This window comes from Nisaea sp. (assembly GCF_034670185.1).
GTDB lineage: Bacteria > Pseudomonadota > Alphaproteobacteria > Thalassobaculales > Thalassobaculaceae > Nisaea.
On sequence record NZ_JAXMNY010000001.1, the window covers coordinates 1,908,739 to 1,925,543 of the forward strand.

Consider the following 16,805-nt stretch of genomic DNA (forward strand, 5'->3'; position numbering starts at 1 on the left):
CAATCCACCGAGACGGAGACAGCCCCCGATGCGACGATCCGCCCGCGTCCTGACCTTCTGGCTGCTCCTGTTTCTTTCCGCACTTTCCCTTCCCCGCCCCGCAGACGCGCGTGAACAGCTCGTCATCGGAATAACCCAGTTCCCGACAACGCTGAACCCGATGATCGATTCCATGCTGGTGAAGACCTATGTGCTCGGCATGGCGCAGCGGCAGATGACAATCTTCGGGCATGACTGGGAGCCAATCTGCCTCTGGTGCACGGAACTGCCGACCTTCGGGAACGAGCGGGCGGAACGCTTTGCTGTGCTCGACGCGACAGGGAAGGAAACCGGCCGTGAGGGCGTGCGCGCGACCTACACGATCAAGCCGGGCGCCATCTGGGGTGACGGCACGCCAATCACCACCGATGACGTCCTGTTCAGTTGGGAGGTCGGGCGCCATCCGGAAACCGGTGTCGCGGATGCCAACAGCTACCAGGAAATCCTCGATATCGAGGTCGAGGACGACCGTATTTTCACCATCGTCCGGGACAAGATCGACTACCGCTACAACACGCTTGGCGATTTCCAGCTCCTGCCCGTCCATCTGGAGCGCGACGCTTTCGCCAACCCGCGGGAGTACAAGAACCGAACCCTCTACAAAACCGCGCCCGGCACGCCCGGCCTCTATAACGGCCCCTATCGGGTCACGGAGGTGAATGAGGGCGCCTATATTGTGCTGACCCGGAACGAGCACTGGCAGGGCAAGCAGCCGGTCTTCGAGCGTATCGTGGTCAAGACCATCGAAAAGACGGCGGCGCTCGAGGCCAACCTGCTTTCCGGCGCCATCGATTACATCGCGGGCGAAGCCGGGCTCACCCTCGACCAGGCGCTCGGCTTCGAGAAGCGGCATGGCGATACGTTCGACGTTATCTACAAGCCCGGACTGATTTACGAGCATATCGAGTTCAATCTCGACAATCCGGTGCTGGCCGATATGAAGATGCGCCGCGCCCTGCTTCACGCCATCGACCGCAAGGCGATCTCGGACAAGCTGTTCGCCGGGAACCAGCCGGTGGCCCACGGCGCAGTCAACCCGCTGGACTGGGCTTACCATGACAATCTGCCCCTCTATCCCTATGACCCGTCGCGCGCCAAGGCGCTGCTGGAGGAGGCTGGCTGGACAGAGATCAAGAATGGCGTTCGCCACAAGCCGGACGGCACGAAACTCAGCCTCGAGATCATGACCACCGCTGGCAACCGGATCCGGGAGCTGGTCGAGCAGGTACTACAGGACTACTGGAAAAAGGTCGGGGTCGAGGTGACGATCCGCAACGAGCCGGCCCGGGTGTTCTTTGGCGAGACCGTCCAGAAACGCAAATTCCCGGCCATGGCCATGTTCGCCTGGCTGTCCGCTCCGGAATCCCTCCCGAAAACCACGCTCTATTCTACGTCCATCCCGACCGAAGCAAACAACTGGTCTGGTCAGAACGTCACCGGCTACAGCAGCCCGGAAATGGACAGACTGATCGATGCCATAGAGGTTGAGCTCGACCGGGAAAAACGCCGGGCGCTCTGGGCCGAGCAGCAGACCCTCTATTCCACCGACCTGCCGGTCCTTCCGCTCTATTTCCGATCCGATGCCTATATCCTGCCAAAATGGCTGAAAGGGCTGAGACCGACCGGACATAAGTACAGCTCCACCTATTGGGTCGAGCAGTGGCGCGACGGATCAAGTGCGAGCCAGTAACGCCATGCCAGTAACGTCATGAGAAATCCCGGACCGCCATGACCGGATTTCTGGTTCGCCGTACTCTTCAGGCCTTGATCGTGCTCGGGGTCATGTCCTTCGTGACTTATGGGTTGTTGGCCCTGATGCCGGGCGATCCGATTGACCTGATGCTGGCCGGCGATCCGAACATGACATCCGCCGATGTAGCGCGCCTGCGCGCCCTGCACGGCCTCGACCGGCCCTTTCTGGAGCGCTATGGCGATTGGCTGGCCGGCGCACTCAACGGCGATCTCGGTTATTCCAGGCTGTTCGGTGCACCGGTTCTGGATGTCCTGGCACCAAGGCTGCTCAACTCCCTGCTGCTGATGGGACTGGCATTCCTTCTTGCCGTCTCGATCGCCCTGCCTGCGAGTGTCGCTGCTGCGCGCCGTCCCGGAAGCCTCACGGACCGTTTGATCAACCTGCTCTGCTTCGCCGGGATATCCGTTCCGGCATTCTGGCTCGCACTGCTGATCATCCTGCTTTTCGCCGTCACGCTCGGCCTGTTCCCGGCAAGCGGCATGAAGACAATCGGCGATGGCGGCTTCGTTGACCGGGCAGCCCATCTTGTACTTCCCGTCATCACGCTCGCCGTCGCCAGCATCGCTCAATATACCCGCCACGGCCGGGCGGCGATGATCGAGGTATTGCGTGAGGACTACATCCGCACGGCGCGGGCAAAAGGCGTCGCCGAACGCACCATCCTCTGGCGCCACGGCTTCCGCAACGCGCTGATCCCGGTGGTTACAATCATGGCGCTCGATTTCGGTGCTCTCTTCTCCGGCGCCCTGATTGTCGAGACAATGTTCGCCTATCTCGGCATGGGAAAGACGATCTACGATGCGGTGATGGGCAACGACTACAACCTCGCCCTTGTCGGCTTGCTGCTGGCCACCGCCATTACCCTGGCCGCGAACATCGCCGCAGACATCGCTTACGGCCTGATTGACCCGCGCATCCGGCTGAACGGAGGGCGCCAGGTATGAGCATCGCCCCCTTCCACTTCCACCTGCTTTCAAGGCGCCGGCACAGTCTTTTCGCGCGACTGGTGCGCAACGGCTCTGCTGCTGCCAGCCTGACCCTGCTCGCAAGCCTGCTGCTTGCCTGTTTCAGCGCGCCATTGATCGGCGCCATTTTCGACATCAACGCCACATCCATCGACCTCTTCAATATCTCCGCGGCTCCGTCCGCCGCCCATCCGCTCGGTACGGACGAGATCGGCCGGGATCTGCTGATGCGGCTGCTCGACGGCGGCCAGGTGTCGTTGACGGTCGGGATCGCCGCCGCACTGAGCGCCACCGCCATCGGCACAGTGGCCGGGCTGATCGCGGGCTATCGCGGCGGCATTGCTGACGCCGTGCTGATGCGGCTCGCCGACGGGGTAATTTCCCTGCCCTTACTGCCGCTGCTGATCGTGCTTGCGGCCATAGATCCGGCGAAGGTCGGCTTGCCGCCGGAGTTGGTGAAGTCGGAGAGTTTCAGCCTGTACCGGATCATCGCCATTATCGCCCTTGTCGGCTGGACCACGACGGCGCGGCTGGTGCGCGGCACGATCCTCAGCCTACGGGAACGGGATTTCATCGAGGCTGCCCGTGCCCAGGGTCTGCCAACATCCCGTATCCTGTTCCGCCATCTGCTGCCGAACGCGGCATCGCCCATTCTGGTCGCCATGACCCTGACCGTCGGCAACGTGATTCTGTTCGAAAGCGTGCTCAGCTTCCTCGGCCTCGGTATCCAGCCGCCCATCCCGAGCTGGGGGAATATGCTGACCGGCGCGCAGGACCTGATCTCAGCCGCTCCCATGCTCGCCATCTGGCCAGGCCTGCTGATTTTCGCCGCCGTCATCGCCTTCAATTTCCTCGGCGACGGACTCCAGGACGCACTAAATCCGCGGGCCCGGAACAGACGCGGAAGATGAGCTGCCGCGCCGCATTGACGCCTTGCCACCCCGCCTCTAGCTTGGCGCCATGAACCGCATCCGCGCCCTCTTCCTCATGCTGATCTTTTTTGCCGCATTCGGCCTTGCGGCCTGTGAGGAAGAGCAAGCGACCGTGCTCAATCGACGTGATGGCAAAGCCCCACCCGGCGCGGGTCAGACCGGTGAGCTTTGCGTGCTGGTGCGCAACAGGGCTCCCTTCACCATCACCGGCCGGGTCCAGCTCAAGACCCGGGAGCGGACCAGCTTTCGTCTGGCACGCAACGGTCGAACCAAGATCTGTCTGGCGGGGACACTGTACGGTGGCGACACGGTCTCGCTGGTGCTGACCAATTTCATGACCCTGCCGCTGTTCTCTTGCTATGTGCGCTTCGATCAGTCGATCGACGTCTATGCTCGGCCGCACCCCGATGGCGGCTGGCTCTACAACGCCCCCTGCAGCTAGTCCGGCAGTAAGGACCTAGAGCAATCCGTCTTTACGTCCGGTATCCACCGGTATCGACGAGACCGGAATGTTTCCAACGATGAACCGCTCGCAAACATCCCCGCCGTAAGAGACCGGAAGAACCACACGGCGCCAGATCTTTCCGCTGAGCCAGATAGGCGCCAGGTGCTCAGAGTAAATCGGCCGGTTCGACTCATAAACAGCCAGATAGACAGCGCGATACATCAACGCCAGCTCGTGCCGGGTTGTGCGGTTCATTTCGGAGACTGTGCGACCGGTCCAGTCTTTTGACGACGAGTCTGAGATTTCGGTCCCGTACAATCGGTAGCGGGCGTCGAGACCATACCGGAGCACGTCCAGAATCATGATGTTGCCAACAGCAGGCAGCATGGACAGCATATCGAAATCGGCACGATTATGCAGACCTGTCTCCGGATCGGCCTTGTCGAGCCAGAGCTTGTAGAGAAACGTGAGCTTCGACTCAGGCAGACTGTCCATCTCCTCAACGAAGCTGATCTTGTGGACGTCGCAGCCGAACTCTGCCCGGAACTGCCCATCGAGAATGGCGCGTCCGGCCCTACGGATCTCATCATCCGTAAGCTCTGGTTGCTCTACCTGTGAGTGCATTGAATTATCTCGATTTTTCATATGCCTACCGTGGCAAGAGCGCCAAAAAATGGAAATCGATTTGCGCCCGGATTAAACAAGCGGTTTTGAAAAGCGGATCACATCCCCGCTGCTTCCTGCACTACTTTCAAGTGGCGGCGGACAGCCTGTATTTCGTTGATATCACCAATCGCCATGAAGTCCACCGGCGGCTTGCCTTGAAAAGGATCGAGCCGGTTATTCGCTGTCGGCCAGCTTTCGCCGTTCGTTTCCCCGAAAATCTCGGTCAAACTGCGGTAGATCGCGACGAATGCGGATGTGCGCTCAAGCTGTTCAGCCGAAAGAATGCCTTTCCAGCTGCCCTCGTCCATAGCAGCCCAGGTCGCCTCATCGACATTCATCAGCTTGGCGGCCTTGCGCTGCGGCAACGACCAAAGATCGAACAATGTCGCCACTGTCTTGACCGCGACTGGTGTCAGTTCCTTGCGATCCTTGGTTCTTTGCAGGCGATCGTTTTGCGACCTATCGCCATGGTCCCCGGAAATGTGATTCATAGTCCAATAAACCCTTGCCGAAGTATTTCGTGTCGGCTCCCCTGCGTGCGCGGTGGCACATGCCCGCCGTTCAAGCGGCAGGTCAATCTTTAGAAGTCAATAAAAGCACAGCACTCATATCATTGTCGTAACAAATATACTTCATGCGACCTTAAATTCCAAGTATCGCACATCTTAATTAAAATAAAACTTTACCGAAATTCAGTGAAAAATTTTCTAAACAAATACTATATTTCGTCAATCTGACGCCATATCGGTCAGCCTGTCCAACCTCAACCTGTGACGATGATCAGAAAGGCGCCGACTGATGGCGAATACAGCCCCGGTAACTCCAATTGCCGTTGCCCCGGCGATGAGGAACATGACCAGAAGCTGATACTTCACTGCCTCGACCGGGTCGATCCCGGCTAGGATCTGACCGGTCATCATCCCGGGCAGAGACACCAGGCCCGTCGCCGCCATCGAATTGATGGTCGGGGTCATGGCGGTCTTGAGCGCGGACCGGACCATTGGCTGCGTCGAAAGCCGGAATGATCGGCCAAGAGTCAGCTGCGCCTCTACGGCATTCCTGCCATCAGCCAGCGCGCCGGTTATCGACCGAATGGCCAGCGCCACGCCAGTCATGCAATTGCCCAGCACCATGCCGAGCAACGGCAACAGATATTGCGGGTGATACCAGGGGTCGGCCGCAACCTGTGTGATCAGGGCAAAACTCATCACCAGCAGGGCCGCCAACGTCATCACGCCGGCACCCAGGCCATAGGCCCAGAAGCCTTTCAGACGCCGGTCCTGCCGCGCCATTGCCTCGTATCCGGCGAAACCAAGCATCACCAGCACGGCAAACCCGGTCCAGAAAGGCGAGACACTGGCCAACAGGAAGTCGAGGATCAGCCCGATCAGCAGGAGCTGCACAACCATCCGAGCCGCAGAGATGGCAAGGCTTCGCGCAAGACCGAGCGAGAGGGCGACAGAGATCGCGCCGTTGATCAGAAGCAGGGAGGCCGCCAGTGCAAGATCGGCATAGTCGAGCGTCACGTAATTCATGCACCGCTCTCCGGAACCAGCTTGCCCTCTTCAAGACGATAGCCTTGCCGGGCGACGCGGGTGAATTGCCTGGGATCGTGGGTCACAAAAAGACAGCATCCGCCAGCCTCGCAATGCTCTCCGACAAACTCCTCGACCACCGCCGTTGCCGCTTCGTCGAGAGCGGATGTCGGCTCGTCCAGCAACAGGCAGCGGGGACGGTTCTCCAGAAGTCGGACGAGCCCGAGACGCTGACGCTCCCCGGAGGAGAGGCGGGAGACAGACCAGTCTCCCGCTGCCGGGTCCAACCCCAGCCGTTCGGCCATGGGCTGACAGGCACTCCAGTCGGTAAAATGCGCCGAGACACGGTCAGCCCACCAGCCGGGCTCCGCAGGCAGATAGCCGACCTGCCGCCGCCAATCGGGCGCCGGCATGCTGTTACGGTCCTGGCTGTCCAGTGCGACAGTTCCGTCAGCGGGGTCGAGATCCGCAATCGTCCGGAGGAAAAGCGATTTCCCGGAGCCGGAGCGGCCATGCAAGGCGACACATTCTCCCACCCCTATTTCCAGATCAAGCGGTCCAAGGTGAAGACGTGTCAGGCCCTTGATTACCAGCATTTCGAAGGCTGCATTCAGGCGGCCTCGATTTTTCCTGCGTCATAATCTTCCATGGCGGTCAGGACCTCTTCAAGCGACCGACGCGCTCCCGTCTGCAGATATTCCATCGCCCGCAGTGAGGCCTCATGGGCTTCCGTACTGGAGCCGGCAACGCAATCCTCGATAACGCGGCAGAAATAGTCTGACTGATGGCCGTCGACAAACGTGTAATGCACGCATACATCGGTCAGACCGCCGACCAGAAGCAACGTGTCCACCTTCAGGCCCCGTAACAGGATTTCGAAATCAGTCCCGAAGAAGGCGGAATAGCGACGCTTGCGGATGAGATAATCCTCCGGACGAAAATCCATTTCCGCAACCGCGATGTCCGTATTGGGGTTTCCCTCCAGACAGTGCACGTCCTCGTCGCCATCCAGCTCACGTTCGAAATCTACAAGGTCCGGACGATGCACTTCCTGGATGAAGATCACCGGAATATTGCTCTCCCGCGCCTTATCGATCGCGGTTCGGGCAAGAATCATCCGCTCCTTGTATCCGGGCATGTTGTCGATCGAGCGGACTTCACTGTCGTCAATGAAAGTGCTCGCCTGAATGTCGATGACGATCAGGGCCGGCCGGCCCTCGATCAGGCCGCGCTTGGACTTCACTGCATTGGCCATGGCTTATCCTCGGAAGGGCTGCTGCTCTGGACTATCCTTTCAGCCCGGCGCCGCTTGCGCAATGCCTTGCTGAGGCTCGGCACCAAGGCTAAACTCAGCGATGCAGGACGACCTCCCCGCATCGGGCAAATTCATCGGGACGACCCGATCTAACGGGAGGCAGAGATGCCTTGGATTCTCCTGGCACTTGCCGGACTTCTCGAAGTGGTATGGGCTTTCGCCATGAAGCAGTCCGACGGATTCACGCAAGTGGTACCGACAACCATCATGGCCATTGCCATGGCCGGTTCCTTTGCGCTTCTGGCTATCGCCATGCGCAACCTGCCGCTCGGCACCGCTTACATGATCTGGACAGGCATCGGCGCCATCGGTGCATTCCTGGTCGGCGTACTGATCCTCGGAGAAACTCTCACCCCGATGCGCGCGGCTGCGGCATGTCTGATTGTTTCCGGAATGGTCATGATGAAAGCGGCTGAGTGACCGCAGCGACTTAACCCGCCCGCGGCAACTGATCCTCGACGAGCTGGCTCCAGTAGCTGGCACCCCAGGGCAAAGCCTCATCGTTGAAATCGTATCCGGCATTGTGCAGCATCTTGCCCTCGCCGCCACCGCCATTACCCATCCAGATATAGCAACCCGGCTTCTTCTCCAGCATGAAGGCGAAATCCTCGCCGCCCATGCTCGGGGTCGGGTCGCGCACGACCATCTCGTTGCCGACCAGACGCTCGGCGACCTGCGCGGCGATCTCCGACTCGGCCTCGGAATTCACGGTCGGCGGGTAGCGCTTTTCATAGCGCAATTCGGCGGTCGCACCGAAACCGGCGCAGACACCATCGATGATCTGCTTCATCTTCGGCTCGATCATGTCCCGCACTTCCGGCCGGAAAGACCGGGTGGTACCGGCGAGCTGAACCATGCCGGGGATGACGTTGTAGGCGTCGCCACCATGGATCTTGGTGACGGAGACCACCACAGCATCCATCGGATCGACATTGCGGCTGGCAATGCTCTGCAGGGCCGTGACCACCTGGGCGGAGACCAGGATCGGATCGATACCGAGATGCGGCATGGCGCCATGCCCGCCGACACCCTTGATGTCGAGTTCGAACATGTCATAGGCGGCCATCATCGGGCCCGGACGCACCGCGACGGTGCCGACCGGCATGCCCGGCCAGTTATGCATGCCCCAGACTGAATCCACTGTGAATTTGTCGAACAGGCCTTCCTCGACCATCACCCGGCCGCCGCCCTCGTTCTCTTCAGCCGGCTGGAAGATGAACTGGACTGTGCCGGAGAAGTTCCGGGTTTCCGCGAGATACTTGGCCGCGCCGAGCAGCATGGTGGTATGCCCGTCATGGCCGCAGGCATGCATCTTGCCGGGATTTTCCGAGGCATACTCGGCACCGGTCTGCTCAGTGATGTCGAGCGCGTCGATGTCCGAGCGCAGGCCAATAGCACCGCCCTCGCCATTGCCTTTCAGCGTGCCGACCACGCCGGTTCCGGCAAGTCCGCGATGGACCTCAATGCCAAAGCTTTCAAGCTTCTCGGCGATAAAGGCCGCGGTCCAATGCTCCTCGAAAGCTGTTTCGGGGTGCCGGTGCAGCTCACGCCGCCACGCAGTCATTTCCTCGTGGAACTCGGCGATCCGATTATTGATGGGCATTGGATAATCCGCTCCGTTGGTTGAATTCAAAAGGCCGCGTTTGCGGCCCAAGTTCAGATCAAAAAGCCGCGTTAGCGGCCGAAGCAAAGCGGAGCACATTGTCCGCAGGGCTGCGTGTCTCGTGCTCGGTGGAGTCAGTCCTGATCCGGGCCGGAACGCCATTCTTCACCACCATACGATGGTTGGCCCGATCCGCAACCCGGTCGATATCGGCCAGCGGATCGCCATCGACGATCAGCAGATCGGCATGATTGCCTACGGCGACGGTGCCGCGTTCCTCCAGCCCCATAAGGTCGATGCCGTTGCGGGTGGAGAAGATAATCGCGTCCATTGGCGCAATACCGATATCGACCATGTAACGCAGCTCCAGAGCGTTCTTGCCGTGCTTGTTGAACGGCGTGCCCGCATCGGTGCCCATGGCGATCTTGCCGCCCGCCTTGTAGAACATCTGGATCGACTGGATATGCCGTTCCTCGACCCGGATGGCCTTTTCCACGGCTTGAGCCGGGATGCCGTTATCCTTGTTGGAAACGATGTTCTTCACCGCCGCCAGGGTCGGCACCAGATAGGTCCCGGCCTCCAGCATTTCCTTCAGGCACTGCTCGTCCATGAAGATACCGTGCTCGATGGAGGCAACGCCGGCGCGGACGGCGTTCAGGATACCAAGACCGCCCTGGGCATGGCTGGCGGCGCGCTTGTGGAACCGTTTGCCTTCAGCCACCCCGGCGGCCATTTCCTCGGCCGTGAAATGCGCATCTTCCGGACTGACACCCGGGGTCATCACGCCGCCGGTCGCCATCAGTTTGATCAGATCAGAGCCGGCATGGATCTGCTCGCGCACGGCCTTGATCACCTCATCCGGCCCGTCCGCAATGCGGCCGTTGCGGTTGCCGTGTCCGCCGGTCATGCAGATGATCTTGCCGGAACAGAGAATGCTCGGACCGATCTGGGCGCCGCTATTGCAGGCATCGCGCACCGCGAGCTCCAGATAGTCCTTGCCGCCGCAGTCGCGCAGCGCGGTGATGCCGCCCATCAGCGAGATCTGCGCGTGCTTGTAAGCCGCCATGGTGATCTGGCCCGGCGTCATCATCGACTGAACCGAAACCGGGTTGCCCTCGCCGCCCATGCAGAGATGCACATGACAATCGACCAGCCCCGGCAGCAGCGTGCCGCCGGTGAAATCAACCCGCAAACCGGTAAAACCCTGGAAACGATCACGCGGCGCCACCTCGGCAATCCTGCCGTCACGCACCATCACGCCGTGATTTTCGAGATTAGCGCCCTCTCCGTCGAGAATTGCACCGCCCTCATAAAGGGTTTCAGTAGTCATGATTTATCCTCACCGGGCCTGTCGGGCCCGCTCTTTGTTCGCTGCGTTTGTTGTCGTCTTTAGACGTGTAATACGGAAGGCAGGTCGGCCAGGGCCGCGTTGATCCGTGCCTCATTCAACTCCGGAGACTGGGCTCCTGGCAAGGTACAGATGACACCGCTCGCAGCCGCCGCGCGCCGCGCCGCGTCCAGCAAGCTCGCTCCCCGATCCAGTGCGGCAGCCAGAACGCCGCAGAACGTATCGCCCGCGCCCACAGTGTCGACCGGCTGAATGGGCAGCGCCGGCACCTGGAAACAGTGTCCTTCCGACGCGACGACAACGCCTTGCGCCCCGATGGTCATAATTCCCGTGCCCCGGCAGAGCCCCGCGAGACCGCGGGCGAGATCCGCGTTCTCAAGTCCGGCGCTGGCCCCGAGCAGGCCCATAGCCTCCTCCTCGTTTGCGATAAGGATATCGACATCGGCGATAGCAGCCGTTGAGAGCGGACCAAGCGGGGCATCGTTCAGAATCACCCGGCATCCCCGTGTTCGGGCACGCCGGATTGCTATTTCGGTATCAGCCTGAGGCAATTCCATTTGCAGAAGCAGGGTTGCTCCTTCGGCCAACAGATCGTCCGACAGCCAATCCGCCGAGGCCTTCATGTTAGCGCCGCTGGCAACGAGGATCTGGTTCTCCCCGCTCTCCTCGACCGAGATGACTGCTGTGCCGGTTACGCCTTCCACGGCATGAATGCCGGAAATGTTCACACCGGCATCAGCAAGCGCGTCCAGACAGGGCGCCGCGTTCGCATCCTGCCCGACAGCACCGACAAAGCGGACAGCGGCACCGTCCCGGGCAGCGGCGGCGGCCTGATTCGCGCCCTTCCCGCCGGGGCAGAAAGTGAAACTGTCGGTCAGCACGGTCTCCCCGCGCCGGGGTAATTTGGCAAAGGAAAAGAAAAGGTCGGCGTTTATGGATCCGAACACGACGATCATGATCTGCTTCCGTCCGGTGCTGTATGTTAGTAAGTCTTTCTAGATACAGAAATTGCGAAGTTTACACATGATTTATCCAGTCATTCTTTCTGGCGGCTCCGGCACGCGGCTCTGGCCTGTCTCGCGCGCACTCTATCCGAAGCAACTGCTGCCAATGCTGTCCGACAAGACAATGCTGCAGGAAACCGCGCTTCGGTTTCCGGAAGGCACGGGCTTCGGTGCGACCTCCGTGATCTGCAATGCCGAGCACCGCTTCGCCGTGGCGGAGCAACTGCAGAGCGCCGGTATCAAGCCCTCCGCGATCATGTTGGAGCCAGAGGGCCGGAATTCCGCACCTGCCGCCGCGATCGCCGCCCTGCATGTGCAGAGCATCGATCCCGAGGGACTGGTGCTGCTGCTCGCCTCCGATCACCGGGTCGAGCGGCCGGAAGCATTCCGAGCGGCCGTCGAAACCGGCGCTGTTGCAGCCCGCGCCGGACAGATGGTCACCTTCGGCATCACGCCTGACCGGCCTGAAACCGGCTATGGCTATATCCGGCGCGACGGCACGCTGGACGGTATGGACGGCTGTTACGCCATTCAGGGCTTTGTCGAGAAACCGGATCGTGGGACAGCGGAAGCCTATCTCGCTTCCGGAGATTATTACTGGAACAGCGGCACCTTTCTGTTCCGCGCCACCGATTTCCTGATCGAATTGAAACGCCTAGCGCCGGATATCCTCAAAGCAGCCAAAGCAGCGCTGGACAAGGGGCTCTCCGATCTGGACTTCCGCCGGCTCGACGCAGACGCCTTTGCCAAGGCGCCTTCTATCTCACTCGATTATGCGGTGATGGAAAAAACCGACCTCGGCGCGGTTGTCCCTCTCGACGCAGGTTGGTCCGATGTCGGTTCCTGGAGTGCCCTCTGGGCCGTACAGGACAAGGACACGGACGGTAATGCCGTGCAAGGCGATGTCTGGCTTCACAATACGAGGAATACACTGGTTCGAGCGGAAACCCGGCTGGTCACCGTGATCGGTGGCGAGGACCTGATAGTGGTCGAATCCCCCGATGCCATTCTGGTTGCGTCGATGGAGGCGGACCAGGACGTCAAGCTGGCGGTCGAGGTGCTGAAGGAAGCGGGACGCCCGGAGGCAATCAGCCATGCAACAACGCACAGGCCATGGGGTAACTACCGGAACATCGACAGCGGTGACGGGTACCAGGTGAAGCGGATCACCGTCACACCGGGCGGCCGTCTCTCCCTGCAGAGCCACAAACACCGTGCCGAGCACTGGACGGTGATCAAAGGCAAGGCCCGGGTCACGCGGGGGCCGACGATGGACCGACTGGATGTGGTTCATCTCGATGCGGACCAGTCCATCGACATTCCGCTCGGCTGGATCCATCGTTTGGAGAACCCGACGGACGAGCCGCTGATCATCGTCGAGGTTCAGTCCGGCTCCTATCTCGGCGAAGACGATATCGAACGCTTCGACGATCAGTACGGACGATGACCGGCGAGGGCCGAGTTCCGGAATTCGACGCCGCCTTTCGGGCGCAGTTCGAGCAATTGCTGCGTTGGCGCCGGGATGTTCGGGCCTTCCTTCCAAATCCCTTGCCTGAAGGTGCATTACAGCGGCTGGTGGAGATCGCTTCGCTCGCCCCATCTGTGGGCTATAGCCAGCCCTGGCGCTTTGTCACCGTCTCCGATCCCGAACGCAGGAAGATCATCCGGACCGCTTTCGAGGATGCGAACAGAGAAGCGCTTGAAGGCTATGACGGCGAGCGAAAGCAGCTCTATGCCCGCCTGAAACTTGCCGGGCTGGATCAGGCGCCGGAGCAGATCGCCATCTTCACCGACCATGGAACCCCACGCGGTCATGGTCTTGGTCAGCAAACCATGCCGGAGGTGCTGGATTATTCGACCGTGAACGCCATCCACACCTTCTGGCTCGCCGCCCGCGCAGAGGGTATCGGCGCGGGCTGGCTTTCGATCCTCGATCCGGTCAGCGTAACCGAGGCGCTGGACGTACCGGAGGACTGGTCCCTCACCGCCTATCTCTGTGTCGGCTATCCGGCGGAAGAGTCGGAACGGCCAAAACTGGAACAGGTCGGCTGGGAAGAGAAAGCGGGCGAGAGCAGCACGATACTGCTCCGCTGATCGCTCTCAGAGATCCTTGATCATCAGGACCAGATTGTCGCCCTCGACTTTCCAGCCATCCTTCACGATCGGCCTTTCGGCAACCGGACAGAACCCGACTTTCCGATAAAGACGCTCGGCCCGAATATTCCCGTCCGTGACAATGATGCTGAGTTGCACGAGGCCCACAGCACGCGCCTGACGGGCAGCCGCCTCCAGAAGCGCCTTACCATACCCGCGCCCCTCAAACGGGTCGTATGTCGCCAGCACATTCACGTACCAGGTGCACAATGCCTCGTTCTCCAGCTCGAGCATGGGAACGAAGACTGGAGGCGTGTCCGCGTCGATTGGCGTGGGTTGCGCCCCGAGCGGATACCCGATCAGAGCAGCCACGATCCCGGTCCCGACGACCGCGACCGTAGCATTGCGATACGAGAAGCCGCCTTCTTCGCGCTGTGCCCTGCGACGTCCCACATCCCAAACGCTCTCGCCCTCTTCCGCCATCCAGCCCCAGACTGTCAGTGGCAGTCCCTCTCCGGCACGATTGATCAGTTCCGCGAGGGATAAGGCGTCGCTCGCCTCAGCCCGGCGCAAAATATATTGATGCTCTTTCATCTTTCGATCTCCGGAAATTATCGCTTCTGTTTCGGAAGCGCGGAGCATCGGGAAATACCGGGGATCGGCATAGTGAACGCGTTGTGCGGTTTCTCTCTTAATTTTTAGGCTGAATTTCAGGTAGTTAGTCTTGGGCACTGCGCACCTTTGCGTAGAGCGGCAAAAAAACCGTACTTTCAGTCAAGTATTCGAGAGGAGCAACAGTCATGCGGAAAGGTGAAAAGACCCGTGAAAGGCTGATGGATATCGCCGAGTCCTCAGTTCTCGCCAAAGGCTTCTCTGCAACCTCCATCGACGAGATCATTGCCGAGGCGGAGATCACCAAGAGCGGATTTTTCTACCATTTCAAGGACAAGAATGAGCTGGCCCAGGCTCTTCTGCAGCGCTACGTGGAGCGGGAGAACGTCCTGCTCGACAATTTGTTCAAGAAGGCAGCAGATCTTCATGACGACCCGCTGCATATCTTTCTCATAGGGCTGAAACTCTTCGCCGATCTGATGGCGGACATGCCGCAAGGACACCCGGGGTGTCTGGTTGCCACTTACTGCTATCACGAGCGGCTGTTCGACGCGAAAGTGATAGAACTGAACCGTCAGGCTGTCCTGAACTGGCGCCGCCGGTTCGCCAAGGCCTTCCAGGATATCTGTGACCGCTATCCCCCGCGTGACGACGTCAGCGTGGACGCGCTTGCCGATATGGTCTCGAACACGGTCGAAGGTGCGATCGTGATGTCCAAAGCGCTGAAAGATCCGAAAGTGATGGTGGAGCAGATCCTGCTCCTCAGATCCTACATCAAGCTGTTGTTTCAGCCGGTACCGGGGTGATTGCCGATCGCTAGCGCGTCCGGAAGCGCGTGGGCTGGATCACCGCAACAACGATTAACGGAAGTGCCAAAGTCAGAATTGCAACGGTGATCAGCAACATCCCGAGCTCGCTATAATCCGCTGGAACCTGGATTTCCCCGGTCGCCCTGTCCCGCACCTCGCGCGTAACCAGGAATGTCTGGTTCAGATATTTCGTGCCGAGGGCACCAGCCGAGAGGCCCAGATTGATGAAGGACGCCATGATGGCGAAGAAGGTTGCCTTCAGATGCACCGGCGCGGTCTTGGCAATCCAGGCGAGCACGGGGATCAGCGACACCTGCCCGAGCGGTGATTCAATTGCTGTATCGATCAGGGCGATGAACCGGGCATCGACCACCCCGCCGGTCAGCGGCGCCGTCCATTCGTGGATACCGTAGTAGAGGCCAATATCGGGCAGGGACAATATCCCGGCGAACAACGAGAGCAGGACGACAATATAGGCAATTGACCGCGTTGCCATAAGCGGTCGCAGGACCACCATCCCGACCATCGCAAGACCGGCGCTGATCAGCGTGAGAACCGAGAAGAACTGCTGATCGAAGCCAAGCTCGTCGATGTTGAACCAGGCCGAGCCCGCACCCGGCGAAGGAATGGCGCGGAATACGAAGACGATAATCGCCGTCCCGACAAGTGCGAGCCGCTGGGCTGGCTCAAGCTCGGGCAGCAGCCGGGTAATCAGGAAACAGACGATTGCCATCGATCCGGCGAAGACGACCTCCTCCGAATACCCGAAACCGCTAAGACCAACACTGATCGTGAAGGCGGCAAAGACCAGGCTTCCGCCGAGGATCCACCAGTTCGGATCAGCCTCTCCGTCCGGCCGGAACAACATTGCGTCAACTTCGGATGGCGGCACGCCAGTCGCGATCAGATCACGTGCCCGCCGGCGCAGCATGACACCGCCGAGAATAACGCCCACAACCGATATCACCGGCACGCCAAGCGCGAGCAGATAGATATCGGCATAGATGCCGACTTTCTCCGCCTCGCTCATGGCTTCCACACCGTCGAACATCGTGATGTTGACCACCGCCACCAGCGCGATCCCCCCGATCAGCGCAAACCGACCGAGCATCTGCATGGTGGTGTGCATGGCCTTGACGTCATCTTCCGCGAACGGTTCCCCATGCTCGTCCAGGGCCGGAACCGCTTCCACAGTCATGGCGTCGGCAACCGCGTCCTGCAGGATGTATCCGGTCGGTGACAGCAGCGCGCTCAGCACAAACCAGGCTGTCGTCGGCATGACGGCTGCCATGGCTGTGGTATGCGCGATAAGCCCGTACATGATCAGCAAACTGACCGAGACCAGAACTGCGCCGAGATAGACGAGAACCGACTTCCACTTCCAGATGATGTCGACCAGGTGACCCACCGGCATTTTCAATGCCCAGGGAATACCAGCCCAGAACCCGAGGGCAGCAAGGAATGCCGCAGAAAGGTCGAGATATTCCTTCACGAAGAAGGTGCCAACGATCGACGTCAGGCCGGAGATGCCATAGGCGAGGTAGACCATCAGGGGCGGCAGATAGGACCAGCGCATCTGCTCCAACAGCCCGATGATGACCTCGTGCAGCCAAGTCTTTCTCATTTGCATCGCCATGTCTGCCTCAGTTAATCCTGTCACTCTGCCCGACGCCGAACATCGCACC

18 protein-coding genes are annotated in these 16,805 nt (G+C 60.3%); 8 read left to right on the forward strand and 10 right to left on the reverse strand.

What is annotated here, in order from left to right:
• The first annotated feature begins 28 nt into the window (after window positions 1-28).
• From VOI22_RS09050 to VOI22_RS09065, 4 genes are all read left to right on the forward strand, one after another.
• The gene (locus tag VOI22_RS09050; protein WP_323796178.1) at window positions 29-1,729 is read left to right on the forward strand and encodes a peptide ABC transporter substrate-binding protein; all 1,701 of its coding nucleotides are present in this window, start codon (window positions 29-31) and stop codon (window positions 1,727-1,729) included.
• A gap of 38 nt (window positions 1,730-1,767) precedes the next feature.
• A complete protein-coding gene (locus VOI22_RS09055; RefSeq protein WP_323796179.1) occupies window positions 1,768-2,736 on the forward strand; it encodes an ABC transporter permease in 969 nt (322 codons plus the stop codon).
• Complete coding sequence (locus VOI22_RS09060) at window positions 2,733-3,668, forward strand: ABC transporter permease (protein ID WP_323796180.1); 936 nt, start codon at window positions 2,733-2,735, stop codon at window positions 3,666-3,668. Before VOI22_RS09055 ends, VOI22_RS09060 begins: the two co-directional genes overlap by 4 nt.
• A gap of 76 nt (window positions 3,669-3,744) precedes the next feature.
• Window positions 3,745-4,131, forward strand: a complete 387-nt coding sequence (locus VOI22_RS09065; protein WP_323796181.1) for a hypothetical protein — start codon at window positions 3,745-3,747, stop codon at window positions 4,129-4,131.
• 15 nt (window positions 4,132-4,146) lie between these two features.
• Here VOI22_RS09065 and VOI22_RS09070 read toward each other — a convergent pair whose 3' ends face one another.
• The 5 genes from VOI22_RS09070 to VOI22_RS09090 form a co-directional block, all read right to left on the reverse strand.
• Window positions 4,147-4,758 carry a hypothetical protein gene (locus tag VOI22_RS09070; RefSeq protein WP_323796182.1) on the reverse strand — a complete coding sequence of 204 codons (612 nt, stop codon included), beginning with the start codon at window positions 4,756-4,758 and terminating at the stop codon, window positions 4,147-4,149.
• Between the two features lie 98 nt (window positions 4,759-4,856).
• The gene (locus VOI22_RS09075) at window positions 4,857-5,291 is read right to left on the reverse strand and encodes an antitoxin Xre-like helix-turn-helix domain-containing protein (RefSeq protein WP_323796183.1); all 435 of its coding nucleotides are present in this window, start codon (window positions 5,289-5,291) and stop codon (window positions 4,857-4,859) included.
• Between the two features lie 237 nt (window positions 5,292-5,528).
• Complete coding sequence (locus tag VOI22_RS09080) at window positions 5,529-6,335, reverse strand: ABC transporter permease (RefSeq protein WP_323796184.1); 807 nt, start codon at window positions 6,333-6,335, stop codon at window positions 5,529-5,531.
• On the reverse strand, window positions 6,332-6,931 hold the full coding sequence (locus tag VOI22_RS09085; RefSeq protein ID WP_323796185.1) for an ABC transporter ATP-binding protein: 600 nt from the start codon (window positions 6,929-6,931) through the stop codon (window positions 6,332-6,334). Before VOI22_RS09085 ends, VOI22_RS09080 begins: the two co-directional genes overlap by 4 nt.
• A 14-nt stretch (window positions 6,932-6,945) precedes the next feature.
• On the reverse strand, window positions 6,946-7,590 hold the full coding sequence (locus VOI22_RS09090) for a cysteine hydrolase (protein WP_323796186.1): 645 nt from the start codon (window positions 7,588-7,590) through the stop codon (window positions 6,946-6,948).
• Window positions 7,591-7,755: 165 nt separating this feature from the next.
• Between VOI22_RS09090 and VOI22_RS09095 the strand changes: the two genes are divergently transcribed.
• Entirely contained in the window at window positions 7,756-8,070 is a 315-nt protein-coding gene (locus tag VOI22_RS09095) for a multidrug efflux SMR transporter (protein WP_323796187.1), read from the forward strand.
• Between the two features lie 10 nt (window positions 8,071-8,080).
• Here the strand turns inward: VOI22_RS09095 and VOI22_RS09100 are convergent, their stop codons facing one another.
• From VOI22_RS09100 to VOI22_RS09110, 3 genes are read right to left on the reverse strand one after another with little or no spacing between them, the layout of a single operon-like run.
• Window positions 8,081-9,253, reverse strand: coding sequence for a M20 aminoacylase family protein (locus tag VOI22_RS09100; RefSeq protein ID WP_323796188.1), 1,173 nt, complete (start codon window positions 9,251-9,253; stop codon window positions 8,081-8,083).
• 58 nt (window positions 9,254-9,311) lie between these two features.
• Window positions 9,312-10,583 carry an amidohydrolase family protein gene (locus VOI22_RS09105; RefSeq protein WP_323796189.1) on the reverse strand — a complete coding sequence of 424 codons (1,272 nt, stop codon included), beginning with the start codon at window positions 10,581-10,583 and terminating at the stop codon, window positions 9,312-9,314.
• A gap of 59 nt (window positions 10,584-10,642) precedes the next feature.
• Window positions 10,643-11,557 carry a ribokinase gene (locus VOI22_RS09110; protein ID WP_323796190.1) on the reverse strand — a complete coding sequence of 305 codons (915 nt, stop codon included), beginning with the start codon at window positions 11,555-11,557 and terminating at the stop codon, window positions 10,643-10,645.
• Between the two features lie 67 nt (window positions 11,558-11,624).
• Here VOI22_RS09110 and VOI22_RS09115 point away from each other — a divergent pair, with 67 nt between their 5' ends.
• On the forward strand, window positions 11,625-13,052 hold the full coding sequence (locus VOI22_RS09115; RefSeq protein WP_323796191.1) for a mannose-1-phosphate guanylyltransferase/mannose-6-phosphate isomerase: 1,428 nt from the start codon (window positions 11,625-11,627) through the stop codon (window positions 13,050-13,052).
• The gene (bluB, locus tag VOI22_RS09120) at window positions 13,049-13,699 is read left to right on the forward strand and encodes a 5,6-dimethylbenzimidazole synthase (RefSeq protein ID WP_323796192.1); all 651 of its coding nucleotides are present in this window, start codon (window positions 13,049-13,051) and stop codon (window positions 13,697-13,699) included. Before VOI22_RS09115 ends, bluB begins: the two co-directional genes overlap by 4 nt.
• A gap of 6 nt (window positions 13,700-13,705) precedes the next feature.
• Here the strand turns inward: bluB and VOI22_RS09125 are convergent, their stop codons facing one another.
• Window positions 13,706-14,293: a GNAT family N-acetyltransferase gene (locus VOI22_RS09125; RefSeq protein ID WP_323796193.1), complete on the reverse strand. Its 588-nt coding sequence runs from the start codon at window positions 14,291-14,293 to the stop codon at window positions 13,706-13,708.
• A gap of 206 nt (window positions 14,294-14,499) precedes the next feature.
• Between VOI22_RS09125 and VOI22_RS09130 the strand changes: the two genes are divergently transcribed.
• Window positions 14,500-15,117: a TetR/AcrR family transcriptional regulator gene (locus VOI22_RS09130; protein ID WP_323796194.1), complete on the forward strand. Its 618-nt coding sequence runs from the start codon at window positions 14,500-14,502 to the stop codon at window positions 15,115-15,117.
• A gap of 10 nt (window positions 15,118-15,127) precedes the next feature.
• On the opposite strand, the gene VOI22_RS09135 is transcribed toward VOI22_RS09130, so the two are convergent.
• Window positions 15,128-16,744, reverse strand: a complete 1,617-nt coding sequence (locus VOI22_RS09135) for a hypothetical protein (protein ID WP_323796195.1) — start codon at window positions 16,742-16,744, stop codon at window positions 15,128-15,130.
• Window positions 16,745-16,805 lie beyond the last annotated feature (61 nt).